General features: G+C 57.7%; 11 protein-coding genes, 1 tRNA gene and 1 pseudogene. 3 read left to right on the forward strand and 10 right to left on the reverse strand.

The window, feature by feature from the left end:
• The first annotated feature begins 12 nt into the window (after positions 1-12).
• Both kdpE and BN873_RS00395 read left to right on the forward strand, forming a co-directional pair.
• Positions 13-714, forward strand: a complete 702-nt coding sequence (kdpE, locus tag BN873_RS00390) for a two-component system response regulator KdpE (RefSeq protein ID WP_048669889.1) — start codon at positions 13-15, stop codon at positions 712-714.
• Positions 715-955: 241 nt separating this feature from the next.
• On the forward strand, positions 956-2,308 hold the full coding sequence (locus BN873_RS00395; RefSeq protein WP_048669890.1) for a deoxyguanosinetriphosphate triphosphohydrolase: 1,353 nt from the start codon (positions 956-958) through the stop codon (positions 2,306-2,308).
• Between the two features lie 2 nt (positions 2,309-2,310).
• Here the strand turns inward: BN873_RS00395 and BN873_RS00400 are convergent, their stop codons facing one another.
• Positions 2,311-2,991: a protein-L-isoaspartate(D-aspartate) O-methyltransferase gene (locus BN873_RS00400; RefSeq protein ID WP_048669891.1), complete on the reverse strand. Its 681-nt coding sequence runs from the start codon at positions 2,989-2,991 to the stop codon at positions 2,311-2,313.
• On the reverse strand, positions 2,970-3,959 hold the full coding sequence (locus BN873_RS00405; RefSeq protein ID WP_139031615.1) for a succinylglutamate desuccinylase/aspartoacylase family protein: 990 nt from the start codon (positions 3,957-3,959) through the stop codon (positions 2,970-2,972). Before BN873_RS00405 ends, BN873_RS00400 begins: the two co-directional genes overlap by 22 nt.
• Before the next feature lie 235 nt (positions 3,960-4,194).
• Between BN873_RS00405 and BN873_RS00410 the strand changes: the two genes are divergently transcribed.
• Positions 4,195-4,269, forward strand: a tRNA-Val gene (locus BN873_RS00410).
• 239 nt (positions 4,270-4,508) lie between these two features.
• Here BN873_RS00410 and BN873_RS20720 read toward each other — a convergent pair.
• The 8 genes and pseudogenes from BN873_RS20720 to BN873_RS00445 all read right to left on the reverse strand — a co-directional run bounded on the left by BN873_RS20720 (position 4,509) and on the right by BN873_RS00445 (position 13,617).
• Positions 4,509-4,946 carry a CBS domain-containing protein gene (locus BN873_RS20720; RefSeq protein ID WP_320411693.1) on the reverse strand — a complete coding sequence of 146 codons (438 nt, stop codon included), beginning with the start codon at positions 4,944-4,946 and terminating at the stop codon, positions 4,509-4,511.
• An 81-nt stretch (positions 4,947-5,027) separates the two neighbouring features.
• Positions 5,028-6,260, reverse strand: a pseudogene (ccrA, locus tag BN873_RS00415) (crotonyl-CoA carboxylase/reductase); the annotation flags it as partial.
• A 53-nt stretch (positions 6,261-6,313) separates the two neighbouring features.
• A complete protein-coding gene (gene meaB / locus BN873_RS00420) occupies positions 6,314-7,306 on the reverse strand; it encodes a methylmalonyl Co-A mutase-associated GTPase MeaB (RefSeq protein WP_048669894.1) in 993 nt (330 codons plus the stop codon).
• Entirely contained in the window at positions 7,303-9,303 is a 2,001-nt protein-coding gene (locus BN873_RS00425; RefSeq protein WP_048669895.1) for a protein meaA, read from the reverse strand. Before BN873_RS00425 ends, meaB begins: the two co-directional genes overlap by 4 nt.
• 267 nt (positions 9,304-9,570) lie before the next feature.
• The gene (locus tag BN873_RS00430; RefSeq protein WP_048669898.1) at positions 9,571-10,062 is read right to left on the reverse strand and encodes a Uma2 family endonuclease; all 492 of its coding nucleotides are present in this window, start codon (positions 10,060-10,062) and stop codon (positions 9,571-9,573) included.
• Between the two features lie 46 nt (positions 10,063-10,108).
• Entirely contained in the window at positions 10,109-10,666 is a 558-nt protein-coding gene (locus BN873_RS00435; protein ID WP_171820388.1) for a hypothetical protein, read from the reverse strand.
• 53 nt (positions 10,667-10,719) lie between these two features.
• Positions 10,720-11,880 carry a MaoC family dehydratase gene (locus BN873_RS00440; protein WP_048670092.1) on the reverse strand — a complete coding sequence of 387 codons (1,161 nt, stop codon included), beginning with the start codon at positions 11,878-11,880 and terminating at the stop codon, positions 10,720-10,722.
• 15 nt (positions 11,881-11,895) lie between these two features.
• The gene (locus tag BN873_RS00445; protein WP_048669902.1) at positions 11,896-13,617 is read right to left on the reverse strand and encodes an acyl-CoA dehydrogenase family protein; all 1,722 of its coding nucleotides are present in this window, start codon (positions 13,615-13,617) and stop codon (positions 11,896-11,898) included.
• Positions 13,618-13,853: the final 236 nt, after the last annotated feature.

The following is a 13,853-nucleotide window of genomic DNA, read 5'->3' on the forward strand; positions in this document are numbered from 1 at the left end:
TCCTGAACGGTCATGACGTCGCCACTGAAGCCCCAGCTCACGGTGCTGATCGTCGAGGACGAACGCACCATCCGCCGCTTCGTGCGCACCGCGTTGGAACGGGACGGGCATCGCGTCCATGAAGCGGAAACGCTGGCGCAGGGGCTGCTGGACGCTGGAACGCGCCAGCCCGATCTGGTAATCCTCGATCTGGGGCTGCCGGATGGCAACGGCATGGACTTCATCCGCAACCTGCGGGCCTGGACCAACAGGCCGATTATGGTGCTGTCGGCGCGAGTGGAAGACTACGACAAAGTGGCCGCTCTGGACGCCGGGGCGGACGATTATCTGAGCAAGCCGTTCAGCGTGATGGAATTGTTGGCGCGGGTGCGGGCGGTGTGTCGGCGTCAGGTCGGTGCCGCGACGGCTGAGGCGGTAGTGTGCTTTGGCGAGGTGCGCATCGACTGGGCGCATCGCACCGTAACCCGCGCCAACCGACCGGTGCATCTGACGCCTATCGAGTTTCGCCTGCTGGCCGCGTTGCTGGCGCAACCTGGTAAAGTGTTAACTCATCGACAACTGCTATGTGAAGTCTGGGGTCCGGCTTACGTTGAACGCGGCCACTATCTGCGTCTCTTTATGAGCCAGCTTCGGCAGAAGCTGGAAGCTAATCCCGCCCGCCCGCGCTACTTGCGCACCGAAATGGGTGTCGGCTATCGCTTCTCACCCGGTTAGTTGAGCCATCAGCGAAGCCCCTTTTTGATGCTCAATTGTCGCCAGCATTGCACTTTTGAAGGGTAGTTTATGACACAGTGGCCTTTACAGCCCATAAGCTGAGCTAGCTTACCCACAATTTGACGCGCTGGGACTCAAGTCGGATAACCGCTCAGCATCTCTGGCATGAGCCAGCCTTCAGAGTGCGCTACAGAAAAATCCGCTATTCTTGGCGCTATTTCCACATCACCGATCCGACCGTATGGACTGGAACCGTCTGCTTTCTCGTGCTCGACTCGGCTTATCCCGGTTACACGCGGACAACGAGGCGCGCACCGATTTTCAGCGGGATTTTGACCGCATCGTCTTTTCTTCCGCATTCCGACGCTTGCAGGATAAAACCCAGGTCTTTCCGCTTTCGCAAAGCGACTATGTGCGTACCCGGCTGACGCATAGCCTGGAAGTCTCCAGCGTCGGCCGCTCTCTGGGTACCATGGTCGGTGACAGCGTGATCAAGCGGCACCTGTTGCAGGGGGTTTATCCGCAGGATTTCGGTGCCGTTGTGGCTGCGGCCAGCCTCGCGCACGACATCGGCAACCCACCGTTTGGTCATGCCGGCGAAGACGCCATCCGGCTTTGGTTTACTGAGTCCCACACGGGTCAAACTGTGCTGGAGCAGTTGACCGAACCGCAGCGTCATGACTTTCTTCATTTTGAAGGCAACGCCCAAGGTTTTCGGATCATCACCCGCTTACAAAGCCCCGACAATCGGGGCGGTATGCAACTGACCTGCGCCACGCTCGGTACGTTTACCAAATATCCGCGCGCCTCGACGCTACCGACCACACCGCCGCCGGCCATTGCTTTTAAGAAATTCGGCTTCTATCAGGATGATGCGGATTTATTCGCTGAAATCGCCGATCAACTGGGGTTGGACAGGGTACAACCCGGCGCCTGGAGCCGGCATCCGCTGACTTACCTGCTCGAAGCGGCCGATGATATCTGCTATCGGATCATCGATATTGAGGATGCCTTCCGGCTGCAACAACTGCGCTTTGAGGAGGTGCGCGACCTCCTGCTTCCCCTGACTGGTGAACCGGATCGCGCCCGCCGCAAACTGGAACACATCACCCGCGCCAAGGAGCGGATCGAATATCTGCGGGCCAAGGCCATCGGCGTTATTATCGAACAAGTTCATCAATGCTTTATGGCGCATGAGGATGCGATCCTCGCCGGTGTGTTTGCTGAGGAACTCTTGGACGTGATTCCCGCTGCTGAAGCCATGCACGCGCTCAAAGCCTGCGGCGAGCATCAGGTGTATGTGTCAAAACCGGTGGTGGAAGTGGAAGCGGCAGGTTTCGAGGTTCTGGGGGGTTTACTGGAAGCGTTCGTTACCAGCGTGAACGATCTCGCTGCCAACGGCGCAAGCGCGTCTCCCAAAAGCCGAATGCTGGTCCATTTGATTCCCGAACAGTTCGCCGGGCCAGGTCGGCAACCCACGGCCGATCTCTATCGCCGGGTGCTCGCTATCACCGATTTCGTGTCTGGAATGACCGATTCCTATGCCGTCTCGCTCTTTAAGAAACTGACCGGCATCTCGCTGCCGAATAGTTGATTTCAGGCGGGATCGTGCACCAGCGGCACAAACGCTACGGGCAGGACAGCGCGTGCTTCCACGATGTTTCTGGCATCTTTCTGGAGGACGCGCAGCATTTGGCATCGGCTCGGCTCGCCCACAGGGATCACCAGCCGTCCGCCGGGCTTCAACTGGTGCACCAGGGCCGGTGGTACATCGACCGCCGCTGCCGTCACTAGGATACCGTCGAATGGCGCGTTCTCCTCCCAGCCATACCAACCGTCCGCGTTGCGAATCTCGATATTGCGATAACCTAACTCATGCAGTCGGCGCGTAGCGCTCTCGGCCAGTTCAGGAATCCGTTCCACTGAATAAACCCGCCGTGCGAGCTGAGCCAGTACAGCGCTTTGATAACCGGAGCCGGTGCCGATTTCCAACACAACCGCTTGCGGGTTCGGTTGCAGCAATTCAGTCATCAGCGCCACGATGAAAGGCTGGGAGATCGTCTGGCCCCGGCCAATCGGCAAGGGCTGATCAACATACGCCACATCGAGTTGCTCGGCCGATACAAAACAGTGGCGGGGAACGCCATCCAAGGCGGCCAGCACACCAGCGCTCAAGACATAGCAACCGGTTAGATCGCCCGTTTCGCGGGTTTCTGCTACCACCCGCTCCAGCAAACGCCGGCGGGCAGCGTGGATTAAGTCTGACCCATCGGCCATGCAGCCTTCCCGACCGGCGTGAGTCGGCCCCTGCTGGAGGCACCGGTCGGCACCAGAATGCGTGCCAGTAATTCTCCCTTACACAGCAAGGGCTGTCGCCGCAAGCTCGCCACTAATCCAGTGACTGGAGCAACCATCCGCGCTCGTCCACCCCCGGTAAAGCAATCGTAAATCCGGCCTAATTCCGCGCCGGCCCGCACCCAGCGGCCCACCGCCACGGAAGAAGAAAAAATCCCCGATTGTTCAGCCAACACCACGAAAACCTGTCGCAAATCAAAGTAGCGCAATCGGTCTTCTTCATCGGTTAGGTTCAAACCATCGACGATCCCAGTGCGGTCAAGGAAGGACACCAGCGCTTTGAATAAATCCTCACAGTATGAGGTACATAAAGTACCTGCTTGTCCGATATGAACCGAGAAATTCTCCCCACCTAGTAATCGCCATGCCCGCCTCAGATCGGAACCGGCGCCAGGTTCCATCGGACGCTCAATAACGGCTGGGAGACCAAATAAACAGGCGGTAGCCCGCTCATCGTCGCTAGGCGCGTATAAGCAAACTTGAGGCATATCCTCAATATCAGGGCTATTTTGTTGAATTTCCACCCGATAATAAGCGGTACGGGTAAGCGCTACCAGTGCCTCAGTGGTCGCTCCCCAAAGTGAGCGGCGCTGATCGACGTGCGTGCGCGGTCGCTTCGCTATCCTCGTGGCGGGTAATTCAAGGATATTCGTCACGGGTACGATAACGACCCGTTCTCGCAGCCGCGAACCCGGCACCTGGCCGGAATGGATACCACTTAAAAAAGCGGCTAGCCGCGACAGCACAAACATGCCGTTCAAACCGGTGCCGCGCAGATCTCCTACCAAAGCCAGTCGGGGGGTACGCTCACGGGGACCGATGTCGTGGTAAAAAAGGTTTTTATTGCCACATAAAACAGTGGCCGACTCAATAGGCATCGTACTGATCAAGATCTTGCTCCATCATGGCGCGCCAAGTGAACCAAAAATTGTTCTTCTCTACCTATAGAACATAGTTCGGTTTTAAAATTTCACATAGGCGATGCCCCAATTCTGGAAACCGAAACTGTCGATGGCACACGCCAGATCCCAGAGCACGCAACCAAAGCCCACAGCAAACGGCAATATCTGGATGCAACCTTGTCAAAGCCATCAGTCAATCATTATACTGCGGGTCCGTTTTGACGGGCGATTAGCTCAGTGGGAGAGCACTACCTTCACACGGTAGGGGTCGCTGGTTCGAGCCCAGCATCGCCCACCATCTATTTTGTTTGAATCCCTCACCCTCTTTTCTGTTTTCCACAGCCCTGCTGTTCAGCTCGGCCCTTTTCCGCTGTACCCCATCAGTCGCTTTATCAGCCTGTTGCGCCTGTTTTGGAGAGTCTGGCCGTTCTGCGCTCAAGTTTTTGGCCATAAAAAAGAGCGCATTCGCTGCGCCCTTTTTTTGCTTCTCCACGCCTCGGCAACCCTTGAAAGTCTGCCGAGGACTGCGGGTTTCGCTTATTCCCCGATAATCTTCCTCACCACGTCAGTCATCGAGATGACGCCGGTGGGCTGATCGTTCTCGGTCACGATCAGGCGGTGCATCCGCCGCCCGGTCATCAGGCTCACCGCTTCGCTCAGCAGGATGTTGGCGTCACAGGTGGCGCAGCCGGGGGTCATGATGTCGCCGGCCTTCATCGCCCGCGCTTCTTCCGAAGTCCGGCCTTGCCGCGCCAGCACCATGTCGGTCTGCGACACTACGCCAACCGCCTTGCCGCCATCCATCACCACCACCGCATGGATTTCTTTATCCACCATGATCTTGGCGACCTGACCGACGGTATCGCCCGGCGCGCAGGCGATGATGCCGCGATGCATGAGGTCTTTAACCTGGGTGCCGTCGTCGGCAATCTTGATCGCTTCGGCTTCGGCGATGCCGGGCAGCGGCGCGGACATCGGGTACGGGTGCGGGGTCGTGTGTACGTCGCCCTTCGGGAGTATCGGATGAAGAATAGCTAGCGGTGCCTTACTGCTAGCGCCGAGGCCAAATTCCTTGGCGCCGACCAGCACCGCCATGTTGCCGTGCGGGTGCTTGTTTTCGTACATCAACTGATGCACATGGGGAATATCAGTGTAGGGGAAGGCCCGCGACAGACACGGGTCGAGCAGGCCGCGCACCGCCAGTTCGTTCATCTGCTTAGATTGCTCAGTGTTAGCAAAATGCGAGCCTTGCAGCCGCTTCTGGCGCATCCACAAATAGCGCAGATCGACGGTGGCGTTGTAGCCGGTCGTGCCCGCGCAAACGACGACCATGCCGCCGGTGTCGCAGACGAAAATCGAGGTCGGGATGGTGGTTTCGCCGGGGTGCTCGAACACGATGTTCGGGGCGCGCTTCTCGCCCAGCACTTCCCAAATCTTCGCGCCAAAGGCCCGCACCCCTTTCAGCCACTTGGCGTAGCCGACGTTATCCTTCCAGTGCGGCAACATGCCCCAATGGTCGAATTCGTTGCGGTTGATGCAGCCTTTCGCCCCCAGCTTCATGCAGTAGTCGAACTTGTCTTCGCCGGAGACCATCGCAATCGGGGTTGCGCCCGCCGCCTTGGCGATCTGAATCGCCATCGAACCGAGACCGCCCGCGCCGCCCCAAATCAGCGCCACGTCGCCTTTTTTGACCGCGTTCTTGCCCCAGCCGTGCAGCATCCGCCAGGCGGTGGCCGCCACCAGGACATACGCGGACGCTTCTTCCCAGTTCATGTGCTTGGGCTTGGGCATACACTGCTGGGCCTGCACCTTGGTGAACTGGGCGAAGCTGCCGAAGTTGGTTTCATAACCCCAGATGCGGAAGCTGGGCGAATACATCGGGTCGCCGCCACTCTTGACCCAGGCGCAGTTGCGATCCCAGGTGCCGCAATGGATGACCACCTCGTCGCCGACTTTGACGTGGGTCACGTCCTTGCCGATTTTGTAGACGATACCAGAGGCGTCGCTGCCGCCGATGTGAAATTCTTCCTTCTCGCCCGCCTTGTTGCGCGCGCCGATGACGTTGACCGGAATCCCCAGACCCGCCCAGACGTTGTTGTAATTGATGCCCGCCGCCATCACGTACACCAGCACTTCATCATCGGCGATGCTGGGCACATCGACCACTTCCTGCTGGAAGGCTTCGGTCGGCTTGCCGAACCGCTCGGCCCGAATCAGCCAGGCGTGCATTTTTTGGGGAATGACGCCTAACGGGGGTTGTTCGCCGAGGTTATAGAGTTCTTTGGCCATCTTTTTGATTCCTCTCTGTGGGGGTGGTTTTAAGGGTTGTTGTTGGAAACATCTTAATCGTGAGTTTTGATCGCCTGAATCACCCGCTCGCGCAAACGCTCGTATTCGGCAATCGGCGAGCGGCGCGGCGCGTCAGCCAAGGCGTTAAACAGCGCTTCCTCACCGCCGAGCAGACCCATTCCGTAGCGGCCAAATTCCTCGCGCAGGTGCTTGACCAGCCATTCCGCCTGACAGCGCTGGCGGCGGGCGGTGAACTGGCCCTGCCCCAGCAGCCATTGGCGGTGGCTGTCCAGCGCATCGGCCAGCTTATCGATACCGCTGCCGAGTGCAGCGCTGGCGGATAAAGCCGGGACTTGCCAGCCTTCCGGGTCCATCTGCCGCCGCAGGGTATTTTTCAGTTCGGACAAGGTTTTACGCGCCGCCATGCCGATGTCTTCCTTGTTGACCACGATGACGTGCGGCACCTCCATGATGCCCGCTTTCAAAAACTGAATGCTGTCGCCGGAAGCCGGTTGCGCCACAAAACAGGTGGTGTCGGTCATCTTCGACACGTCGATTTCCTTCTGGCCGACGCCCACCGTTTCCACCAGCACGATGTCAAACGCCGCCAGCATCGCCAGACTCATCGGCCAGACTTCGGCGCTGAGACCGCCAAACTCGCCGCGACAGGCCAGCGAGCGGATGAACACCTCGCGGTCGGCGCCGCTGGCGTGCATCCGCAGCCGGTCGCCCAGCAACGCGCCGCCGGTAATCGGGCTGGACGGATCGACCGCCAGAATGGCGACCTTCAAGCCGCGCTGCCGCCACACCTGAATCAGGGACGCGGTGAGCGAGGATTTGCCCGCACCCGGCGGCCCGGTGATGCCGATCAGATGGCCACCCGTCTCCAGCTTGGCAGCGGGCAGCGCATCCAAAAAGGCAGCGGCGCACTGGCGAGCCGCCGGGCGGCGGTCGTCCAGCAGATTCAGCGCCTGGGCCAGCGCCAGCCGGTCACGGCCGCTGACCGCAGCGGCCAGCGCCTCCGGTTCGGGCAAAACCCGACTCATACCACGGCGACCGCCTTCATCTCGTTGGCTTTGCGAATCAGGTTGAGGATGTCCACCATGATGCCGTTCATGTCGATGTCCTTCGGCGTGTAGACGGCGGCAATACCCCGTTCTTTCAACAGCTTGGCATCGCTTTCCGGGATAATGCCGCCGATGACCACCGGCAACTCCTTTAAGCCGACCTTGCCCAACTGGTTGAACACGTCTTCGACCATTTCGATATGGCTGCCGGACAGCACCGACAAGCCAATCAGATGCACGCCTTCTTCCAGCGCTGCTTTGGCGATTTGTTCCGGGGTCAGGCGGATGCCTTCGTAGACGATCTCGAAGCCGACATCGCGGCCCTTGACCGCAATCTGTTCCGCGCCGTTGCTGTGGCCGTCCAGACCGGGCTTGCCGATTAGCAGGCGCAATGGCCGGCCCAGCTCCTCGCCGGTCTTGCTGACCTGGGTGCGAATCGCTACCGCTCGCGCACTGCGGGCGTCGTCGTTGGCGGGAATGTCGATGCCGGTCGGGGCGCGGTATTCGCCGAAGATGTCGCGCAAGGTCTGCGACCATTCGCCGGTGGTCACGCCCGCATGAGCGCACAAAATCGAGGCGGGCATGATGTTCGCGCCGCTGCGGGCGGTTTCGGCCAGATTGGCCAGCGCCGCCTTGACTTCGGCGGCGTTGCGCTGGGCGCGGAAGGCGTTGAGCCGTTCGATCTGCTCGCGTTCGGCGCGGGGATCAACCTTCATGATGCCGCTGTCTTTGCCGCCGGTCAGCGGTGATTCCTCGGTTTCCTGATAGCAATTCAGGCCGATGATCTTCAGATCGCCGCGCTCGATGGCCCGCATCCGCTCGGTGTGGCTGGTGACCAGTTGCCGCTTGACGTAGCCGGATTCGATGGCCTGCACCATGCCGCCCTGCTCCTGCACCCGCGCCATTTCCGCCGTCGCACCATCCACCAGTGACTTGACCTTGGCGGCGATCACCGGCGAGCCGTCGAAGATGTCGCCGTATTCCAGCAAATCGGTTTCAAACGCCAAAACCTGCTGCATCCGCAGCGCCCATTGCTGATCCCACGGGCGAGGCAGACCCAGCGCCTCGTTCCACGCCGGTAGCTGGATGGCGCGGGCGCGGGCGCGCTTGGACAGGCTGACACCGAGCATTTCCAGCACGATGCGCTGGACGTTGTTTTCCGGCTGGGCTTCGGTCAGGCCCAGCGAGTTGACCTGCACCCCGTAGCGGAAGCGGCGCATCTCTTCGGTTTGTGCGTTGTAGCGTTCCTGCGCCAGCTTGTCCCACATCTCACCGAAGGCCCGCAGCTTGCAGGTTTCCTCAATGAAGCGGATACCCGCATTGACGAAGAAGGAAATCCGCCCGACCACCTGCTCGAAGCCGTCCGCGCCGATCTGGCCGGAATCGCGCACCGCGTCCATCACCGCGATGGCGGTGGACAGCGCGTAGGCCAGTTCTTGCGTGGGAGTCGCGCCCGCTTCCTGCAAGTGGTAGCTACAGATATTGGTCGGGTTCCACTTGGGAATGTTTTTGACGGTGTAGGCGATGATGTCGGTGGTCAGGCGCACCGAGGGCGACGGCGGGAAGATGTAGGTGCCGCGCGAGAGGTATTCCTTGAGGATGTCGTTTTGGGTGGTGCCTTGCAGTTGCTCCGGTTTCGCGCCCTGGCGCTCGGCGGTGGCGACGTACAGCGACAGCAGCCAGGCAGCGGTGGCGTTGATGGTCATTGAGGTGTTCATCTGCCCCAGCGGAATCTGGTCGAACAATGCCTGCATGTCGCCGATGTTGCCGATGGGGACGCCGACCTTGCCGACTTCACCCCGCGCCAGCGGATGGTCGGCGTCGTAGCCGGTCTGGGTCGGCAGGTCAAACGCCACCGACAGGCCGGTCTGGCCTTTGCTTAAATTGGTTCGGTACAACTCGTTGGATGCCTTGGCGGAAGAATGGCCGGAATAGGTCCGCATCAGCCAGGGTTTGTCGCGTTTGGGGTTAGACATTCGGCGCCTCTCTTGGGAGTTGTGGTTATTGGGTTGTTATTGTTACGTCCTTGTGATGGGTCAATTCTTGGGAGTTTCTATTTTTATCTTATAACCCGAAAAACTTTCTGAATTCGTGGTTCAATACCTTTAAGCTTGATATATTGATTACGGAGAATTTCTATGGCATCTATACGTTCGCTGACCGGTCTTGAAATCCAGTATTTATAATCATTAGTCTGCTCATGGAGCGGAACGATTTTTAATACTTTTTCCATAGCTTTAATATTAGTTAATTTTCTTCGGGAAAAATTTAGAAAAATCAACCTGAATCCCTTCGTTTTCAATCAGCTCTTCATGAAATAAGGTCTCGCCATTTTGAGTAGTAACAAACACTGTCCGGCTATATGGCTCGACCGTCCAAACCACTTTAACACCCTCATTGACCAATTGCGTCGCTTTTTGCAGCATCTCCTGAATTATCTGGCTCGACGAAACGACCTCAATAGCTAAGATAGGGCGTTCCTGAAAGCGAAGGATGTCACGAAAAGGATTAGACTGAATCTTAGCTTTCGGAAAAATAGAAATACCAGGCGTCAACCCGTTAGCAATATCGAGCGTTAATTCTGGCAATGGCTCAATAGTTTCATTACTTATCAGTTGTTTAAGGATTTGCAGGCAAATATAGCTATGATTGAGGGATGGCATGGCCGTTTCATCTTCGCTTTCAACGCTTGGTAGAGGACTAACCCCACTAGAGGTAGCAATATTTTCAAGCATCAAAACCTCCAATTAAATAACAATAAATTTTTCAAAAATATTCATCCTATATTTTATAAGGAAGAATCGGCATCAATTCAAAAAATTTTCGGCACTTCTCCACAACTGATTCCATAGATTGTGTGCGAAAAACCTCCGTATGCAATTTATCACATCCTACCGTGACACACTCGATTGCAGTTTTTTCCCAGAGCCGTTTACAGGGCCAAGCATTCACAACTTCAGCAAATGGAGCAGAACAACGCAATGCACGTAACCGCTCGGAAAGATTAATAGCAAATCCTACTTTGAAACGACCAGGATCATGATTTGGCTCAAGTATTAACAAATAAAAAACTCCCTGCTCAAAAAGTAATGCTTCAGGTCCTAGATTACTCTCTACTACATCTATATCAAAGTCTTCTTTAAGCTTTATCTGCTCGAGAACTTGTCTTAACTCTTCATTTGTAATATATGAAATTACTTGACCGCGATTGGCGGAACTACGCCTTTTAATAGGCTCTATATTAAGACGCTTTAGAATCTTAAAAATAGTGGCTTTTCGCTTCCCTGTTTGAGCGGCGACATCAATGATAGAGATTAAATTCTCAGACATTGAAACCAATTTAGGCAGCTCCAGAAGCCCCTCTCTCGCAAGGAAGAGGGGCTTTTCTCACCTCACGCCGGACGCCGTTTAATCAACAACCGCCGTTCAATCTCAAAAATCTTATTGCTGAGTTTCTCCTTACTCAATTTCTGCTTATCGTTCTCCTTGATAAACAAATCCGCGCCGTATTGTTTCAGCGCATCAGCGGCGCTGATGTTCTTCACGCCGATGAATTGGAAAGTGACGATACCCAAAGCATCATTATTCGGCACCGTTTCAGTCGCCACCACCCTTGAAAGCGCCGCCACCGTATCGCCAGAGATTGACGGCTGGGTGTGATAACCCTCAGTGAAGCCCAATTCCCACACCGCATTTTCGCTGACATCACGGCTGGCCAAGCCTTCCAGCCAGGCGAACACCAAACCGCCGTAGACAATCGGATCACCGCTCATCTTGCCCGACAGGCCAGTGCTATACACCCGGTCGAAGTGCAAGGGATGGGTGTTGCCGACCAGATAGGTCCAATACATGTGCTCGTCGGTGATGGTGCGACCGTTGTTGTGCACGATCAAATCGCCGAGCGAGAAATCCTCGAAATAGGTGTTGGGGCCGGTCAGCCCACCCGGATAGTTGCCCGCGTTGACCGGAATATCCACCACCGGATGCTCCACCCACGGGAAATCGACCGGCGTGGTCGGCGCAGGCGTGGTCGGCAGGCGATCGCCACGATAGCCGACCATGATTTTGCGCTCGTATTGCAGCACCACCTGATTGTGCTGGTTCACGCTCAGGGTACGAATCAGCACGATACCGGGCTTGTCTTCGCCGCGTACCTTGCGATCCACCACTTTGGTATAACCGCGCAGGGTGTCGCCCGGATACACCGGCCGCAGGAATTGCACGTTGTAATAGCCAAGATTGGCAATCGCCTTTTCGGAATCGTTGTGCACGCCCAGCGACAGCGTGACGTTGAACACCATCTGCGGGCTGGCGGGCAAGTCGGGGAAGCCGTGCGCCTTCGCATACTCCACGTTCAAATACAACGGGTTACATTGCATGAACACGCGGGAGAAATCCAGCATCGGCCCACGCTCGAAGGTGTAGCCACGCGGGTGGACAAACACCTGTCCCGGCACGAATTCATCCAGATAGCGCCCGTATTGCGGCCGCCGCGCCCATTCCACGTTGACCGTGACCGATCCGGCGACTTCGGTCTGCTCGCTCAAACGCATCGAAAAACTCATCGCTCAACCTCCCACTTCGGCTTTGGATTTGGCGTTGTCCACCAGAGAACGGGCAATCACTTTCAGCGCCAGGGTTTCCTCCGCGCCCTCGAAAATCGACAGCACCCGTGCATCGATAAAATAGCGGCTGACCGAGGTTTCTTCGGCGTAGCCCATGCCGCCGTGAATCTGCAACGCCTCGCGGGTCACCCATTCAGCGGTCTTGCAGGTGAAAAATTTGACCATGCTGGCTTCCATGTCGCCCTTGCCTTCATCCATCAAGCGCCCGACCGAATAGGTGAACTGCCGGCCGATGGCGAGATAAGTGGCCATCCGCGCCAGCTTGATCTGGGTCAGTTGGTAGTCGCCGATGGGATAGCCGAACACCATCCGCTCCTGGGAATAGCTCAGGGCCTTTTCGTAAGCCGCCTGCATGATGCCGATGGCGCGGGCGGCGGTCTGGATCCGGCCGCCGGAAAATCCGGCCATGGTGAAATAGAAACCCTTGCCCTCGCCCTTCGGCCCGCCGAGCATGTTCTCGTCCGGCACGAAGATGTTGTCGAAAAACAGGTCGAAGGAGTGCATCCCGCGATAGCCGATGGTGGCAATCGCCTTGCCGGTCAGCTTGCCGCCGCCGTCTTGGGTGAAGTCGATGGCGTGGCCGGGGGTGCTCGGTTTTTCCAGCAGGAACATGGACAGGCCGCGATGGCCGAACGATAGGTCGGGATGGGTGCGGGCCAGAATCAGCAGCACGCCGGCCTTGCCCCCGAAGGTGCACCAGGTTTTCGCGCCGTTCAGCAGCCAGCCGCCCTCGGTTTTGGTGGCCTTCAACCGCATGTTGGCGACGTCGGAGCCGTAGTTCGGCTCGGTCACCGCCACCGCGCACAGCATCTCGCCGGAGGCCAGTTGCGGCAGCCATTTGTTCTTTTGCTCTTCGGTGCCGCCCTTCAGGAGCGCCTTGGACAGGATTTCCGGCCGGGTGATCAAACTGCCGGCCGCGCCCAGCGAGCCGCGGGTCAGTTCCTCGGTCACCACGATCATGCCCAGGTTGTCTTCCTGCTCGTCGCTCTGGATGCCGCCGAAGCGTTCCGGGATAGAAATGCCGAAGCAGCCCATATCCTTGACCTGTTCCAGAATGGCGTCGGGAATGTCGAGGTCGTGACGGTGGACTTCTTCGGCCAGCGGCATCACCACTTCTTCAGCGACGCGGCGGAATTGCTCGCGCATCATCTCGTGGTGGTCGTCCAGCAGATAGGCGCCGGTCACGCCGTCCTGCGCCCGCATCAACTGGCCGAGTTCCGCCACATGGGCCGCTGGCAGTTGGGCGATGCAGAATTGGCGGACTTGGGGATCGTCCACCGTTTTGCTGAGCCAAGTGTCGTCGAGACCGAAATCGGTGGGACGGGCGCTCAGGCGATTGCGCACCGCTTGCAGGGCTTCGGCGGCGAACAGCAGCGCAAAGCGTTCTTCCAGCGTCAATTCACTGGCCGAACCGCCGCCCGCTGCCCGCGCCCGTTTGGCGTAATCCAGCCCGAAACGGGCGCCGGTAATTTCGGCGCAGGACAGCGCCAGGTCATAGCTGACCAATTGGTGATGGTCGAGCAGTGCGGCGGAAATTTTTCCGTCGGCTTTCTGGGAGCGTTCCTTCACGTCCGCCAGAGAATAATCGAGCGCCTTCTGGACGGTATCCAGCGCCAGCGCGGCCTGTTGTAATTGTTCTGCCGGATTTTGAATCGGTGCGGGCATGGGTTTTACCTCTTCATTAGTGGTGTTGTGTTTATTCTGAAAACCCTAAATTTGTTAACGCTATCACCAAAGTTTAAGCGGAAATGGCTTGGAGCACACGGGATTATGGCCCGCACCAGAAAATCTTTGCAGCACGCAACCCATAACCTATTCCTTGCGACAGTCTACCTCTCGGCGCAGCGGATTGGAGCAATGGCGGGTCTATTTGCCCGTATAATGGCCCCCTCAACGGCAGC

The organism is Candidatus Competibacter denitrificans Run_A_D11 (genome assembly GCF_001051235.1).
In the GTDB taxonomy this organism is placed as follows: Bacteria; Pseudomonadota; Gammaproteobacteria; order Competibacterales; family Competibacteraceae; genus Competibacter_A; species Competibacter_A denitrificans.

Excerpts from the sequence above, each read along its gene's own strand:
- BN873_RS00400 (WP_048669891.1), bottom strand. The coding sequence starts at position 2,991 with ATGGCCGATGGGTCAGACTTAATCCACGCTGCCCGCCGGCGTTTGCTG.
- kdpE (WP_048669889.1), top strand. The coding sequence starts at position 13 with ATGACGTCGCCACTGAAGCCCCAGCTCACGGTGCTGATCGTCGAGGAC.
- BN873_RS00430 (WP_048669898.1), bottom strand. The coding sequence starts at position 10,062 with ATGCTTGAAAATATTGCTACCTCTAGTGGGGTTAGTCCTCTACCAAGC.
- BN873_RS20720 (WP_320411693.1), bottom strand. The coding sequence starts at position 4,946 with ATGTCCGCGCCGCTGCCCGGCATCGCCGAAGCCGAAGCGATCAAGATT.
- BN873_RS00445 (WP_048669902.1), bottom strand. The coding sequence starts at position 13,617 with ATGCCCGCACCGATTCAAAATCCGGCAGAACAATTACAACAGGCCGCG.
- BN873_RS00440 (WP_048670092.1), bottom strand. The coding sequence starts at position 11,880 with ATGCGTTTGAGCGAGCAGACCGAAGTCGCCGGATCGGTCACGGTCAAC.
- BN873_RS00395 (WP_048669890.1), top strand. The coding sequence starts at position 956 with ATGGACTGGAACCGTCTGCTTTCTCGTGCTCGACTCGGCTTATCCCGG.
- BN873_RS00425 (WP_048669895.1), bottom strand. The coding sequence starts at position 9,303 with ATGTCTAACCCCAAACGCGACAAACCCTGGCTGATGCGGACCTATTCC.
- meaB (WP_048669894.1), bottom strand. The coding sequence starts at position 7,306 with ATGAGTCGGGTTTTGCCCGAACCGGAGGCGCTGGCCGCTGCGGTCAGC.